General features: G+C 62.8%; 10 protein-coding genes. 1 reads left to right on the top strand and 9 read right to left on the bottom strand.

The annotated features are described in order from the left end of the window. Positions 1 to 10: 10 nt before the first annotated feature. The 9 genes from hemF to EK373_RS02830 all read right to left on the bottom strand — a co-directional run bounded on the left by hemF (position 11) and on the right by EK373_RS02830 (position 13,955). A complete protein-coding gene (gene hemF, locus EK373_RS02870) occupies positions 11 to 931 on the bottom strand; it encodes an oxygen-dependent coproporphyrinogen oxidase (RefSeq protein ID WP_129641235.1) in 921 nt (306 codons plus the stop codon). A gap of 147 nt (positions 932 to 1,078) precedes the next feature. Continuing rightward, the gene (locus EK373_RS02865) at positions 1,079 to 2,632 is read right to left on the bottom strand and encodes a PKD domain-containing protein (protein WP_129641234.1); all 1,554 of its coding nucleotides are present in this window, start codon (positions 2,630 to 2,632) and stop codon (positions 1,079 to 1,081) included. 194 nt (positions 2,633 to 2,826) lie between these two features. Continuing rightward, a complete protein-coding gene (locus EK373_RS02860; protein WP_129641233.1) occupies positions 2,827 to 4,773 on the bottom strand; it encodes an Ig-like domain-containing protein in 1,947 nt (648 codons plus the stop codon). Positions 4,774 to 4,888: 115 nt separating this feature from the next. After that, positions 4,889 to 7,654 (bottom strand): serine/threonine-protein kinase, encoded by a 2,766-nt coding sequence (locus tag EK373_RS02855; RefSeq protein WP_129641232.1) that lies wholly within the window; start codon positions 7,652 to 7,654, stop codon positions 4,889 to 4,891. A gap of 227 nt (positions 7,655 to 7,881) precedes the next feature. Further along, on the bottom strand, positions 7,882 to 8,448 hold the full coding sequence (locus EK373_RS02850) for an ECF-type sigma factor (RefSeq protein WP_129641231.1): 567 nt from the start codon (positions 8,446 to 8,448) through the stop codon (positions 7,882 to 7,884). Positions 8,449 to 8,614: 166 nt separating this feature from the next. Continuing rightward, positions 8,615 to 11,206 carry a DNA topoisomerase I gene (locus EK373_RS02845; protein ID WP_129641230.1) on the bottom strand — a complete coding sequence of 864 codons (2,592 nt, stop codon included), beginning with the start codon at positions 11,204 to 11,206 and terminating at the stop codon, positions 8,615 to 8,617. Positions 11,207 to 11,267: 61 nt separating this feature from the next. Continuing rightward, positions 11,268 to 11,747 (bottom strand): DUF494 family protein, encoded by a 480-nt coding sequence (locus tag EK373_RS02840; protein ID WP_129641229.1) that lies wholly within the window; start codon positions 11,745 to 11,747, stop codon positions 11,268 to 11,270. A gap of 9 nt (positions 11,748 to 11,756) precedes the next feature. Next, positions 11,757 to 12,758, bottom strand: a complete 1,002-nt coding sequence (gene dprA / locus EK373_RS02835) for a DNA-processing protein DprA (protein ID WP_129641228.1) — start codon at positions 12,756 to 12,758, stop codon at positions 11,757 to 11,759. Positions 12,759 to 12,791: 33 nt separating this feature from the next. After that, positions 12,792 to 13,955 (bottom strand): LysM peptidoglycan-binding domain-containing protein, encoded by a 1,164-nt coding sequence (locus tag EK373_RS02830; protein WP_157994198.1) that lies wholly within the window; start codon positions 13,953 to 13,955, stop codon positions 12,792 to 12,794. 343 nt (positions 13,956 to 14,298) lie between these two features. Between EK373_RS02830 and def the strand changes: the two genes are divergently transcribed. Then, the gene (gene def, locus EK373_RS02825) at positions 14,299 to 14,835 is read left to right on the top strand and encodes a peptide deformylase (RefSeq protein ID WP_232831001.1); all 537 of its coding nucleotides are present in this window, start codon (positions 14,299 to 14,301) and stop codon (positions 14,833 to 14,835) included. Positions 14,836 to 14,886: the final 51 nt, after the last annotated feature.

The raw sequence follows: 14,886 nt of genomic DNA, 5'->3' as shown, positions 1-14,886 counted from the left end.
TCGCGCCGTTCTATTTCAGCTCGCGCAGCCAGTCGCGTGGCCGGAGAAAATCCGCATAGAGGCGCGCTTCGGCAGTGCCGGGCTCGGGCGTCCAGTTGTATTCCCAGCGCACCAGCGGCGGCAACGACATCAGAATCGATTCGGTGCGGCCGCCGGACTGCAGGCCAAAGTGCGTGCCGCGATCGTAGACCAGGTTGAACTCGACGTAGCGGCCGCGACGATACAGTTGGAACTGGCGTTCACGTTCGCCATGCGGATGGTCTTTGCGCCGCTCGACGATGGGCAGATACGCCTTCAGGAAGTGATCGCCGACGCTGCGCTGATAGTCGAAGCAGCGCTCGAAGCTCCATTCGTTCAGGTCGTCGAAGAACAGGCCGCCGACGCCGCGCGTCTCGTTGCGATGCTTGAGGAAGAAATAGCGATCGCACCAGTTCTTGTGCTTCGAATACACATCTTCGCCGAAGCCTTCGCATGCCTGTTGCGCGGTCCGGTGCCAGTGCAGGACATCTTCGTCGAATGGATAGTAGGGCGTGAGATCGAAGCCGCCGCCAAACCACCAGGCACCCGACGCGCCATTCTTCGGAATCGCGTTGAAGAAACGCACGTTGGCGTGCGTCGTCGGGATGTAAGGATTCCACGGATGAAACACGAGCGACACGCCAGTGGCCATCCATTGCGCATCGGCAAGCTCGGGTCGCTGAGCAGTGGCGCTGGGCGGCAGGCGAGAGCCCATCACATGCGAGAAGTTGACGCCGGCCTGTTCGAACACTTTGCCGTTGCGTAATACGCGGCTGTCGCCGCCGCCGCCTTCGGCTCGATCCCAACGGTCGCTGTTGAACTTGCCGCCGCCATCGACCTGCTCGATGGCCGTACAGATGCGATCCTGCAGTCCACGCAGGTAGGCGAGAACGGCATCGGCGTCGACGGCCATCAATTAGTCTCCAATCGGACGGCACGGCCATGATGCGGCCATGCCGTTATGCAGGGCGTGAATGATACAGAGATGCGCCCAGCCAGCAACGCTCGCGTCCTTACCGGCGGTGGGCAGGCACCTCTGGCGCTCCCGGCGCCTGCCGACTCAGGGATCCACACAGACTTGCCCTTCCGGACATTCAGGCCGAGGAACGACCTCGAAGCTCCATGGCATCTCGTTCCCACCGAACTGCGGGACCAATGTGGACAGCGTGTATGACGGGGCGCCAATGTCCTGCGGACCGATTCCGACCTCGAACTCGTCGGTGGAGGACCCGCCTTCACCTTCAGGGTCGTGGTTCAGTTCGAGGCCGCCGTCGCCCGCTTGACTGACGACGCCCTCGAACCCTTCGACATCGTAGAAGTTGAGACTCACATCGAAGTCCACGACCGAGCGTTCGACGATGGATGAGTCCGCGCTGAAGCGCCGGTCTACGCGAATCTGGTTGGAAGCCGATGAAGATCCCGATTTGCGCAGGGCCGTCACGCTGAGTCCGTCGAGTACCGAAATGTCGATGTTGTCGACGCGACGGCCGCTGAGGTCGAAGCCAGTCGCGAACGTCGCGGTGACGATCCCGTTCATCCAACCTCTCGATACGCCTGCGCTCGAGGCGCGCAAATGTCCGCTCATGTGCCAGGTCACCGATCCCACCCCAAACGTCTCTGGGAAATCGTAGGTCACGAGCACGCCACCCATCGTCGGCACAGTGTGATCCGAGGTCGGTCGGCACTCGCCTTCCCAAATCATCGAGATCGTGTGCCGGCCGAGCGGCAGCAGCAGTGTTTGCGAGACCGGCGCGCCGTCGAGTGTCCCTCCGACGAAGCTGCCGCCATAGCCGCAGGGCACGCCTTCCGGCGGCGCTCCCGCCATGGTTTGCATCAGGCCATTGGCGCCGAACAGCGTCGATCCCGTAAGCACGCCCACGATGCGCTGAGCGATATCGAACAACGTGTTGCCGAACGCAAGCGAGACGTGGTCTTCGTCGTCGATGTCCTCGTCAGTCGGATCGAGATCGAATGGGCCGAGCGCCTCGACTGTAATGCAGCCGGGCTCGCTGGTTGCACTCCCGGCGCCGTTGCTGACGACGACGTGATAGCAGTCATCGTCATCTACCAGCCCGCGATCCTCGAGCAGCAAGAATGGTTCGGGACCGGACTTGACGATGTGGGACTGGCTGCTATGCCACTCGTAGTTCAGATCCTGGCCGGACGCGACGACGAAGATCAGCGCCGAGCCGTGTTCCACCGTCGAAGGATTCGTCGGTTGGCGTACGATCTCGGGCGCGGTGGGCGGCGGCGGAGGTGGCGGTGGAGGTGCATCGACGATCACGGCTACCGTGTCTGCATGCGTGGCGCCGCGGTTGTCGGTCACTTCGAGCCGGAACGTCAGACTGGCCGCTACATCAGGCGCAGTGAAACTGACGGTTGCCGTGCTGGCGCCAGTCAACGCGACCGACGAACCCTCTGTCTGCGTCCAGGCATAGGATGCAACGCTGCCATCGCTGTCGGCGCCCGTTCCGGAAAGCGTCACTATCGCGCCGGTGAGCACCGCTTGGTCTGTACCCGCATCGGCCGTCGGCGGACTGTTCGTCGCCGGAGGCTTCGGTGGATTGGGCGTGGACGATCCGCCGTCCCCGCCGCCGCATGCGGCGAGCGCCATTGCCGCTATGAGCGGCCAGCCACGCCTGTACTGCCAGCACGCTGTATTTGATCGACCATATCCCGACGCACCATCCATAACTTCTCCCGCTGATGTTCGCGGGACGCTGTCGGCGACAGGCGTCCCTTCGTGCATCAAGACGGAATCGGCCGGCGCTACGGCTCACGCGTGCTTTAGATTCAGGTGCGCCTGCTTCACTCGAAGCGGTTCGCCCATATGTTGAAACGTTGGCCGTCCTCCTGACGCCAGACGGCGATCGCGTTGCCGCTGGCATCCAGACCAATCTGCGGCGCGTCCGCGTCCCCGGCGTCATCGCCTTCGATGAGGGTCGGGGTGAGCCACGCGCTGCCGGCCACATACCGCCGTGCCCAGATGTTCATGCGTGTGCCGTCGTGCTGCTCCCAGACCACCAGTGCGTTGCCGCGCGGATCGAATGCGAGCTGCGGAGCTCGCGCATTGCCAGCGTCGCCCGTGTTGAGCAATGCAGGCTCGCCCCAACCAGTAGCCGAGACGTATCGGTTCGCCAAGATGTCCTGACGTTGGCCATCCTGCTGCTGCCAGACAGCGATCGCGTTGCCGTTCGCATCGATCGCGATCCGAGCGCCGGCCGCGAAGCTCGAAGTCGTCCCGATCGAGACGTGGTCGCCCCAGCCTTTGCCGACGATATATCGGTTCGCACGAATGCTGTCGCCCGACGCGCCAGAGAACCTCCAGACGACGACGGCGTCGCCGGTCGCGCTCATCGCAACCTGCGGGTTGATTGCTTGGCCGTCGTCGGTCTCGATCAGCACGGCGTCGCTCCAACCGCTTGCCGCGGTGAATCGGTTCGCCCACACACTGTAGTAGCCGCCGTCCAACTGCAGCCAAACCACCACCACATCGCCGTTGTTGGCAGTTGCAACCTGGGGCAAGGCCGTGAGAGATGAGCTCGCTTCCATGAGCATCGACCCGCCCCACCCACTGTTCGATGCATAGCGCCGCGCCCAGATATTCCACTGCAAGTTGCCGTCTCGCTGCACCCAAACGGCGACGCCATTGCCACGCGCATCAAGCGCGATCTGCGGGCTCGAGGCGAGAAAAGCGCCGCTTTCTATGAACGCCGCGTCGTTTGAATTCCAGTCCGCGTCCGCTGCGCGGCGGTTTGCTCCGATGCTGGAAACTCCGCTGCCGGCTCCGTCGTCGTCTTGCGTCCAGATGGCGACTGCATCGCCGGTCGCGGGCAGCGCGATCCTCGGTTCATCGATGGTTCCTCCGCCCGCTGAGTAAGCTATATGTCGCGGCTGTGAATCCCAACCAGCACCAACAACGTACCGGTTCGTTGTCACCGTGTGATGCAACTGATTCCCAAGGCTAGTGTCCTGCCAGATTGCGATGGCCTCGCCATTGGAGCGGACCGCGAGCTGCGGCGCCGGCAGCGAACCGACGGAGGTCTCGATGATCTGGGCCTGACCCCACGCGCCATCCTCGGTAGTGAAGCTCACGACCGCGGGCGCGGTCATTTGCTCGCCGCCTGTTCCCCTGAGCTGCGTGCCGACAGTCAGCGCGTGCGCCATCGCAGGCAGCAGGCGCTGAGAGGGCGTGATGATGAGCTGATTCCCGGTCGTCGTGAACGTCGTCGACACGACGCCCGCCGCGTTTTGTAGCGTGACCGCTGAAGCCGGAACGCTCGCGTCGAGCGGCGAAGAGAACGTGAGGACCATGTCGCCGCTGCGAGCCGCTGCCGTCGCGGTATGCATCGGCGTGCTGGATGACAACGTCAGCGGCACATCGATACATTGAATCGCGATATTGCTGACGTTCGCGGTCACGGTACCCGCGCCGTTCGTCACCGTGCACTCCTGGCGCGGATTCGACGGCTGCGTACGCACCGTCACTGTGTACGACGTGCCGCTCGCGACGCCAGTCAGCAGCGTCACGAAGCCATTCGCGCTCACGGCAACGTCAGCTGCGCCGCTGATTTGTAGTACGGCGGGATTGGTCAGACCACTGACGGTTCCACTGACTGTATACGTCGCCGGCACCGGCGCCGGCTGTGGCGCAGCCGGCGGACTTGGTGAACCGCCGCCGCCTCCGCCGCAAGCAGCCACGATGAGAACCAGCGCGACCACGCTGCCGACCGCCTTCGCATCGACTCTATACATATTCGCTCCACGATCCAGTTCCGATCATGAAGACGGAATCGCGCGCTGGAACGGCTCATCGAGTCCGAGCTGCGCGCAATGATTGTCGTATTAAGTTGAATCGAAGATCAGCGCTTCAGGTCGAGATCATCCTGCGTGTCTCGCTCAGCAACTCGCGATATTGCGGCCCGACGTACGGCTGCATCTGAAAGGCCGTGGTTGCTTGTTGGGTCAGCGCGCGCGCATTAGCACGTTCGCCGGCCCGATGTTGTTGCTGCGCTAAGTGGAGCCGCGTCTCTGCGAGCAAGAGACTTTCAGGCGCATCCATACGTTCTCGTATCGCCACCGCCTTCTGCAGGTGTGCTCCGGCTTCCTGCACCTTGCCCGCGCGCAGGAGCGCAACACCGAGCAGCATATTGGCGGCCGCCTCTTCATCAGGCATGTCACTACGCGCGCGCGATGATTCGATCTGCGACAGCAGCGTCGGTGCGCGCTGCAGAGCTTCTGCATCGGCTCTCTGCAAGAGTTCGATTCTCAGCAAGCCTACTTCGGCGTACGCACGGTTCGGACCGAACTCGCCCGGACGATCGAATCCCTCGTCGCGCGTGCGCGTGAACAAGCGCTCCGCGTCTTGCAGTCTGCCGCGTGCCAGATCCAAAGCGCCCAGGCGATTGATCGAAACGGAATGCCACCAAGAACCTTTGCCGAAGTGGCTCACGGCCTTTGCCTCGATATCCTCGAGCTCTTGCATCACGACGTCGAAGCGGCCCTGCTCGGTGTGAATGCGAGCAAGATGCATGGTGGGCGCATTGATGGGCTGGCCGCTGATTTTCCAGGTCCTGATGACATGCTGCAGCTGGCGCTCCGCCTCTGCGTACTCACCGCGCATCATAAGCACGCGCCCCAAATCCAAGCGGATGATGCTCGTCAACTGCGGATCGTCTTCACCACGTCTGCGGATCTGTGACTGCAGCGCGCCCTCGAGCGTGTCCTTGGAGTCCTCGCGCCGTCCGATCCAGCCGAGAAACGAGCCCAGCTCGCGCCGGCCGTCGATTGCAAGAGGGTGGTCCGCACCGACGGCGCCGTCGAATTCGACGATGGCCTTGCGCAGATAGCGTTCGGCCTCGTCGTTTCGCCACATCCAGTTGAGTCCATTGCCGAGCGATTGATAGACACCGCCGCGAGCGATGCCATGCGAGTCGACGGCTCCCGTTTCGAAGAGCTGCACCGCTACCTGATCGTACTTCAGCGCTGCCGCGTGATCGCCTTCGCTCTGCGCGACACGCGACAGGGCCGACTGCACTTCGAGCCGCCAGGAACTACGGGAATGGTGGATTGCCAGAAGATCTCGCGCCGTTTCCAGATAACGCCGCATTCTGCCGTCCTGCGCTTTGCCGAGCCTGTATGACACCTGCGCGAGCGTCACATGCGCAACCGCATACTCCAGCACCGATTCATCGCCGTGCGCACGAAAAATATCGAGCGACTCGGTCGCGCTGCGCTCGGCGCCCGGATAGTCGCCGCTCTGCAATTGGCTGCTCGCCAGATCGCTCAGCGTGCGGGCGACGGCGGGATGCGCGTCGCCCAGCAATCTGCGTTGGAGCGCGAGACGTTCCTGCAGCAGCGGCAGCGCATCCTTCTGCATTTCGAGCGCGCCGTAGAGGCGGCCGATGACGCCAAGCAGTTCGGCGCGAATTTCCGGCGCATCTGCGAGCCCGGTGCGAATCTCGTTCGCGCCTTGTGCAAGCAATTCCTCCGCGGTGACCTGTCGCGCTCTCGCACCGTCGGGATGTGACACGCTGTTGCGTTCGAAGATACCGATCAGGAAATCGCGGATGGCGCCCGCCTTGCGCGCCTCCATTCGCGCCACCTGCGCTTGCCAGATCACGCCCGCGATACCGGCAAGGAGAACAAGCGCGATGAGCGCCGAGGCGGCAATACCAGCGCGATGCCGACGCACGAATTTGCGCGAGCGCGCGGCGAGATTTTCCTGGCGCGCAAGAATTGGCTCATGACGCAGATGGCGCCACACGTCTTCCGCGAGAGCCAACACTGTCGGATAGCGCTCCAAAGGTGACTTGCGCAACGCATGCGTGACGATGTTGTCCAGGTCGCCCGAGAGCGCACGCCGCAGCCGGGCAATCGTCGTCGAACGAGCGGTGGCGATCCGGGTTGCATCGGATGCACCGGCAACCGCGCGACTCGGTCGCATCGGTTCATCATGGACGACTGCGCGCTCGATCTCGACGGTGCTCGAGCCCGATATGTAAGGGCGATTCGCGGTCAGCAGCACATGTAACAGCACACCAAGCGAATACACATCGGTGGCCGTCGTGATCGGCTGGTCGAGAATCTGCTCGGGCGCTGCATACTCGGGCGTGAAGATTCGCCCCGTCATGCGTGTGAGGTCGGTGCGATGGGTCATCGGCTCGGATTCCACGAGCTTGGCAACGCCGAAATCGAGCAGCTTCACCTGCCCTTCGTGAGTGACGAGAATGTTCGAGGGCTTGAGGTCGCGATGCACGATCAGGTTTGCATGCGCATGCGAGACCGCGTTGCAGACGTCGAGAAACAGTTTCAAGCGCGCTTCGACATCCAGCTCGTGATCGTCGCACCACGTGTCGATGCTCACGCCGCGAACGTATTCGAGCACGAGATAGACCGAGCCGTCAGCGCTCAACCCAGCATCGAGCAGGCGCGCGATGTTCGGATGCGTCAGGCGTCCGAGCAATTGCGCCTCGCGCAGGAAACGCTCTCTCAACGCGCCGCCGGCGAAATACGGATGCAACGTTTTGATCGCGACCTCTCCGTCATAGAGACCATCGTCGCGACGTCCGAGCCATACCTCGCCCATGCCGCCTTCACCGAGTCGCCGCAACAAACGATACGGTCCGATGTGCATATCGGCTTCAAGCGCGGGCGAGGTCGTGCGAACGGGGGGCTCGAGAAACCCGCGGTCCCCAGCGTCTCGCTCCGCTTCGAGAAGCGACGTGACGAGGGCATGCAGGTCGGGGTGCGTGGCTTGCAGGCGACGCAACGGTTCTTCGCGTTGTTCCGGATCGTGCTGAAGCAAAAGGTCCACTTGCGCGAGCGCTTCGCGCCATGCACGGGTTGCGGGGCGCTCGCCCTTCACACAGCTCCCGCTGCATCCCGCAGCGAGTGCAGGAGAAATGCGCGGGCCTTGCTCCAATCGCGCTTCACCGTGGCCAGCGAGATCTCGAGAAAATCGGCGATCTCCTCGAGCTCCATGCCGCCGAAATACCGCATCTCGACCACCCAGTGCGCCCGCTCGTCGAGCTTCGCGAGCGATTCGAGCGCGTCGCCGAGCTTCTCGAGCTCCGGCTGTGCCATCACTTCGTTCGCGACCCCGGTGTTCAACGTGATCTCGCGCTGACCGCCGCCGTGTCGTTCGGCATTTCGCGAGCGGACGTAATCGATGATCACACTGCGCATGACGCGGGACGCATATGCGAAAAAGGTGCGACGGTCCTGGCCGGGGAGCTCGGCTTGCTGACTCAAACGCAGGTAGACCTCGTGCACGAGTCCGGGCGCATCGAGCATGGTCAGCGGCGACTCCCTCGACAGGCGGCGTCGTGCGAGCCCATCGAGTTCCGCGTAGACGGTGGCGAAGAAACGCTCCCTGGCGCCCCTGTTTCCCTGGCGGGCCTCATCGAGCAGCTGAGTAATGTCCCCCATGCAGCGCAATCATAGCCAACGGCGCCGCGCCCGGAAATCGGGTCGAAGGTTCAGGCGGAACTGTTAAATCGCTGCCATCGCAGGACGACGCTCATATTGGCGACGGCCAGCTACGCTCGTTTCTATTGTCATGATGGGTCGCACGCTTTGTTACGGCGACCGCATGTTACTTCGGCTTCGCGGGTGGCTTGCTGCCGGCCTTGGCTGGCGTTTTCGCCGCCGGCTTGGCTGCTGTTTTGCCGGCGGCTCGAACGGTGCCGGTGCTCGCGGCCTTCGCTGTGGCTTTGCTTCCGGTCTTCGTGGCCGTCGAGGCAGGAGCTTTCGCCGTCTTCGCCGGCGTGGTCTTGCTCTTGGCGGCGGCCTTCACCGGCTTCCCGGCCGGTTGGTTAGCGGCGGACGCATCGGTCTTCGCAGCAGTCTTCTTCGCGAAACGACCGAAGCGGCCCTTGCCACGCTCGGGCGCGGCCTTGAGCAGCTCCACGCACTCATCCAGCGTCAGTGTCTTCGGATCGCGTTCCTTCGGAATCTTGGCGTTCTTCACCTTATCGGTGATGTACGGGCCGAAGCGGCCGTTCAGCACCTGAATGCCTGCCTCCTCGAAATTCAGGATGGTGCGATTCGCGTCCAGCTCTTCCTTGGCCTTGATCAGCTCGAGCGCGCGCGGCAGCTCGATGGTGTACGGATCGTCGTCCTTGATGGAGGCGAACTTCTTCGCGCCGTATTGAATGTACGGACCGAAGCGGCCGATGGCGACGCGGATCGAATGACCATCGTCCATGTGACCGATCGTCCGAGGCAGCGTGAACAGCTCCAGTGCTTCGGGCAGCGTGATGGTATCCATGCGCTGCGTGGCCTTGAGGCTGGCGAACTTCGGCTTCTCTTCGTCGTCCTTCGTGCCCATCTGCACGAACGGGCCGTACTTGCCGTAGCGGACCGAGATCGGCTTGCCGGTCACCGGATCGCTGCCGAGCTCGCGCGCTTCGGAAACGTCTTCGCGCGTGACCGTTTCATCGACGATGTCGACGCGTTCTTTGAATTCGGTCCAGAAGCGCTCCAGCACCGGCACCCAGGCCTCGCGGCCATCGGCGATCTCGTCGAGGTCGTCTTCCATCTTGGCGGTGAAGCCGTACTCGACGTAATGATGGAAATTCCGGGTCAGGAATTTGTTGACGATCTTGCCCAGATCCGTCGGTGTGAAGCGGCGATTCTCGAGCGCCGTATATTTCTTGTTGACCAGCGTGGAAATGATGCTGGCGTAAGTCGAAGGCCGGCCGATGCCGTGCTCTTCCAGTGCTTTGACCAGGCTCGCTTCCGAGAAGCGCGGCGGCGGCTCGGTGAAGTGCTGTTCGCCACGAAGTTCGAGCAGCGCCACCTGATCGCCCACTTCCATGACGGGGAGGAGGCGATCGTTATCGTCCTCGACCGTGTCGTCCTGACCTTCCTTGTATACGGCGATGTAGCCGGGCTTCACGAGCGTCGAGCCGTTCGCACGCAACACGGCGGTCGAGCCTTCACGCTTCGCGCTCGTGCCGGGCACCAGATCCACTGCGACGGTGTCGTACACCGCGGCTTCCATCTGGCTCGCGACCGCGCGCTTCCAGATCAAACTGTAGAGCTTGAACTGATCGTTGTCGATCTTGCCGGCGAGGCGCTCGGGCGTGATGGCCGCCGAGGTCGGACGAATTGCTTCGTGCGCTTCCTGGGCGTTCTTCGACTTGGTCTTGTACGTGCGCGGCGATTCGGGGAGCGCTTCGGCGCCATATATGTTGCCGATGACCTGCCGGATCTCGGCGACGGCTTCGTTCGCGAGATTCAGCGAGTCGGTACGCATATAAGTAATGAGACCGACCGCGCCTTCGCCGAAGTCCACGCCTTCATACAGCTGCTGCGCGAGACGCATGGTGCGCTGAGCGCCGAAGCCGAGCTTACGGGCGGACTCCTGTTGCAGCGTCGACGTCGTGAACGGCGGCGCCGGATTGCGCCTGCGCTGCTTCTTGTCGATGTGGGCGACGCTGAGCTTGCCATTGGCCGCGTTCTCGATGGCAGTGCGCACATCGGTGGCCTGACTCTCGTTCGTCACCGTGAACTGTTCGACTTTCTCGCCGCGGTATTCGATCAGCCGCGCCGGAAAGATTTGCTTCGACTTCTCGGCGTCGGCGTCGATGGTCCAGTACTCGCGCGGCTTGAAGGCAAGGATCTCTTCCTCGCGCTCGCAAATCATGCGCAGTGCCGGGCTCTGCACTCGGCCCGCGGATGCGCCCGGCAGACCCGCCTTCTTCCACAGCAGCGGCGAGATGTTGAAGCCGACCAGATAATCCAGCGCGCGCCGCGCCTGCTGCGCGTTCACCAGATCCTGCGAGATGTCGCGCGGCTGACCGATGGCTTCTTTGATCGCGTTCTTGGTGATCTCGTAGAACACCACGCGGTGCACGTCCTTGCCGTCGAGCACGCCCTGTTCTTTGAGCAGCTCGGTGAGGTGCCAGGAAATGGCTTCGCCCTCGCGGTCAGGGTCGGTCGCCAGATACAGAGCATCGGATTTCTTCAGCGCCTTGGCGATCGCCTGGACGTGCTTCTCGTTCTTTTCCAGGATCTGATAGCGCATCGCGAACTTGCGCTTCGGATCGACCGCGCCTTCCTTCGGCACCAGGTCGCGAACATGGCCATAGGAAGCGAGTACCTCGAAATTCTTGCCGAGGTACTTCTTGATGGTCTTCGCCTTGGCGGGCGATTCCACGATGACTAGATTCTTCTGCTCCATAAAAAAAGAAACCGCGGTGGCCGCGGTGCTACTGAAAATTGCGGAGTGTCGAACGCCGCTATCAGTGCACCACTTGCAGACGGTTATCGAATACCAAGTCCTCCATCCGCAGGTAGGCGCTCTGTTGGCCGGGCTGGCTGAACAGCACCATGAGCACCACCCACTTCACCTGTTCAATGTCGATCTGTTGCACATCGAGCGCCAGCAGGCGGTCGATGACCAGTTCACGCTGCGCCGGGCTGATGATGCCGATGTTCTCAAGGTACAGAATGTACCCGCGGCATTCGGTGTCGAGCCGTGCCTGTTCGCGCGCATCGAAGATGCGAATCGCTCGCGATCCCGGAATAGCGCCGGCGCGGTTCGGATCGGCCGACAGCTGCTCGAGCCACTCGAGCGCGCGGCCCACTTCTCGTTCGGAAAAACCAGCGCGTTCCAATTCGTCCCGGAGTGTGTCGCGGTCGGGTTCGGGGGCGCAGTCCAGATCGGCGTCGAAGTAATTCTCGAAGAGATAGATCAGGATATCGAGAACGCTTTCCTTCATTTCTCTGCCTTAGGAGAGGCGCCGGACATAAAGCCCGCCAGGGCAGGCGTCGATGCGCGCCTCCAGTTCGAGGATCAGCAGCATTGACGCTACCTCGTCGGCCTTGAGGCCGGTACGTGCGATCAAAACGTCGACACTGGCCGGCTCGAAGCCGAGCGCATCTAACAGGATTTCATAACCTTTGTCCAATGCCGGGGCCAAAACTGCTGTGCTTTCAGCGGTTTTCGCCGACACCGGGGCAGCGTGCCGGAGCGCGGCCGCCAACGGACCCAACTCCGAAAATATATCGTCCGGCGTTTCCACCAGCTGGGCGCCGTCGCGGATCAGTTTGTGGCAACCGCGCGCGAGCGGGTTGCGGATCGAGCCGGGGATCGCGAAAACCTCGCGGCCTTGCTCGCCCGCCAGCCGTGCCGTGATCAACGAGCCGCTCCGCACCGCAGCCTCCACCACCAATGTGCCCAGTGACAATCCACTGATAATGCGATTGCGCCGAGGAAAGTTGCTTTTGCTCGCCGGCGTGCCCAAAGGAAATTCGCTGACCAGCGCGCCGCCGGATGCAATTTCCTCTGCCAACCCAGCATTGGCGCGGGGGTACTCGATATCAAGCCCCGTGCCGCACACGGCGACGGTCCTGCCGCCGCCTTCGAGCGCGCCCCGGTGAGCTGCGGCGTCGATGCCGATGGCCAGGCCGCTGGTGATGACCAGGCCCGATCGCGTCAGCTGCGCGGCAAACTGGCGCGCTATGTCATGTCCCGACTGGGTGGGATTGCGGGAGCCGACGATTGCGAGCTGCGGCAGGCGCAAGACATCTGGATCGCCGCGCACCAGCAAACCGGTGGGAGCATCGGGCAGGTTGGCTAACAACGGCGGATAGCCGGGCGAGCCGATGCGCAGGAAGTGATGCGCTGGATGATCGAGCCAGCGCAGGTGTCGTTCGAGCAGGGGGTGTTGGGATTTGGCTTCGAAGCCGGGCACCCGTGCCTCGGCCAGCCATGTTTGGAGCTCTTCCATGAGCTCATGAACATAACCGGCGCGAAAGCGCGCTTATGGGTTTTTAGCGCGGTCGCCCTGGCGAATTTCGTGCGTCGTTTCCATCACGAGCGCGTAGCTCATGTTGTCGAACGCTTTGAACACCATGATGACGCCTGCGCGTTCATCGGGCAGCTGCACCTTGGTGCCGAACAGGCTGGGGCCGCGGCCCTTGCGGTTCGCTGCGAGACCGCCTTCTTTGAACGTATCGCGCACCACTTCGCCACGCTGAAACACAGCCAGGATGTGGCCGGGCTCGAGGCCCGCGGACGAGCCGCGGTTCAGCGCGACCACTTGATACTGGCCCATCACGGTATGACTGCGCACGGCGATGATGCCGGCATCGATCTCGGCGGACGGCGCGTGCGGAACGAAGTCCACATTCACATCCACCGACTCCGGAAACACCTTGTCGCCTTGCAGGACTTCGCGGGTCGAATCGGTCATCAAGATCTTGGCCGGATCGCCTTGTGTCGCGACCGGGCCCGAGCCCACATACAGGCCCGAGTAGCCGAGCAGATCGTTATTGTCGGGATCGCGCAGCTGTTCGCCCACGTGAATGACGCTGTAGCGCGTGTCCGGCGCGGCTTCTTCGATACCGCGTGCGTACACTTCATTGCCGATGGCGCCGATCATGTGCGAGTCGCGCAGAGCGACGATGTACGGTGCGGTCTTTACCTGATCTTTGGTCAGCAGCGTGGGACGACCCATAAAGCTGGCAACCACATCGTAGGGAATGGCGGTGATGGCCTGGCTCAGCGGCTCGCGGCGCACTTCGGGCGACAGGCGCTTGCCGCCCTGGCCGCGTTCGACGGTCTCGCCGCCGCGCTGGGCCACCGTCAGACGGGGCTGACCGTCCACATAAACCAGCTTCAGCACATCCCCGGGATAGATCAGGTGGGGATTGGCGATCTGCGGGTTCACATACCAGATTTCCGGCCAATACCAGGGCTCCCGCAGGAACACCTTGGAAATGTCCCAGAGCGTGTCGCCGGTCTTGACCACATATTGATCGGGGGCATCGGTGGTCAGCGGAATATTGCTGCCGGAGCCGACGGTTTGCGCCGGGCCTTCCTGGGCGAGGGTGCTCGGCGGCGCCAACAGGCCCGCGGAGACGGTCAGGCCCGCGACCAGGCTCAGCAGGATCGCCGGACGAAGTGCCAGATTCGCAGTTTTCATGCGCTTCAACGAGCTCCGATTAGAGTCCCTGAACGGGGCGCCTGAAGGTGCTTTCGCGACGCGTAAGGCTTTGTACTGGCGCGCAAAAAGCACAGTCGGGGCCGACATTAAGTTCAACAGTGGCCGAACTTTAGCAGCATCATTGCAACGAGTGCAGAAATGGGGCTTCAGCCCGCGACGTGGTTCTCATTCCTGCCTCCGCCACCTGAGGCCGCCACCGAATTCGCACCTTCTATCGCAGCCATAGCCACGAGTTGGGGCACGGGGGCTTGTGTCCAGCGGATTCGGCTGCACAATGCCTATCGACCGGGCGACAAGTCTCCACCTTCTGACGTTTTCGAACATGGCACTACTTCCGATTCTCGAATTCCCCGATCCGCGCCTGCGCACCAAAGCGCAACCCGTGGAACAGGTGGATGCCGCCCTGCGAAAGCTGATCGACGACATGTTCGAGACCATGTATGCCGCCCCGGGCATCGGCCTGGCCGCGACCCAGGTCAACGTCCACAAGCGGCTGCTGGTCATCGACATCAGCGAGAAGCGCAACGAGCGCCTGGCGCTGATCAATCCGGAGATCGTCAGCCATAGCGGCATGGAAGAGACCGAGGAGGGCTGCCTCTCGGTGCCCGGCATCTACGAGAAGGTCAAGCGCGCCGACCGCATCCGCGTGCGGGCGCTGGATCGCGACGGCAAGCAGTTCGAGCTCGACGCCGATGGGCTGCTGGCCGTGTGCATTCAGCACGAGATGGACCATCTGGAAGGCAAGCTGTTCGTCGACTACCTGTCCGATCTGAAGCGCACCCGGATCCGCAAGAAGCTCGAGAAGGATCGCAAGGAAAAGGCCGCCGACGCGGCTCGCGGTCGGAGCAAGGCGCTCTGACGGTTGTTGCAAGAGCGGGGCCGAAAGGCCCCTCTCTGTTTATGGGCGGGT

The organism is Peristeroidobacter agariperforans, from assembly GCF_004138335.1.
Lineage (GTDB): Bacteria > Pseudomonadota > Gammaproteobacteria > Steroidobacterales > Steroidobacteraceae > Steroidobacter > Steroidobacter agariperforans.
The sequence above is the reverse complement of the archived record's forward strand: the minus strand, read 5'-3'. Positions and strand labels throughout refer to the sequence as shown.

Excerpts from the sequence above, each read along its gene's own strand:
- hemF (WP_129641235.1), bottom strand. The coding sequence starts at position 931 with ATGGCCGTCGACGCCGATGCCGTTCTCGCCTACCTGCGTGGACTGCAG.
- EK373_RS02865 (WP_129641234.1), bottom strand. The coding sequence starts at position 2,632 with ATGGCGCTCGCCGCATGCGGCGGCGGGGACGGCGGATCGTCCACGCCC.
- EK373_RS02860 (WP_129641233.1), bottom strand. The coding sequence starts at position 4,773 with ATGTATAGAGTCGATGCGAAGGCGGTCGGCAGCGTGGTCGCGCTGGTT.
- EK373_RS02855 (WP_129641232.1), bottom strand. The coding sequence starts at position 7,654 with ATGCACATCGGACCGTATCGTTTGTTGCGGCGACTCGGTGAAGGCGGC.
- EK373_RS02850 (WP_129641231.1), bottom strand. The coding sequence starts at position 8,448 with ATGGGGGACATTACTCAGCTGCTCGATGAGGCCCGCCAGGGAAACAGG.
- EK373_RS02845 (WP_129641230.1), bottom strand. The coding sequence starts at position 11,206 with ATGGAGCAGAAGAATCTAGTCATCGTGGAATCGCCCGCCAAGGCGAAG.
- EK373_RS02840 (WP_129641229.1), bottom strand. The coding sequence starts at position 11,747 with ATGAAGGAAAGCGTTCTCGATATCCTGATCTATCTCTTCGAGAATTAC.
- dprA (WP_129641228.1), bottom strand. The coding sequence starts at position 12,758 with ATGGAAGAGCTCCAAACATGGCTGGCCGAGGCACGGGTGCCCGGCTTC.
- EK373_RS02830 (WP_157994198.1), bottom strand. The coding sequence starts at position 13,955 with ATGAAAACTGCGAATCTGGCACTTCGTCCGGCGATCCTGCTGAGCCTG.
- def (WP_232831001.1), top strand. The coding sequence starts at position 14,299 with ATGGCACTACTTCCGATTCTCGAATTCCCCGATCCGCGCCTGCGCACC.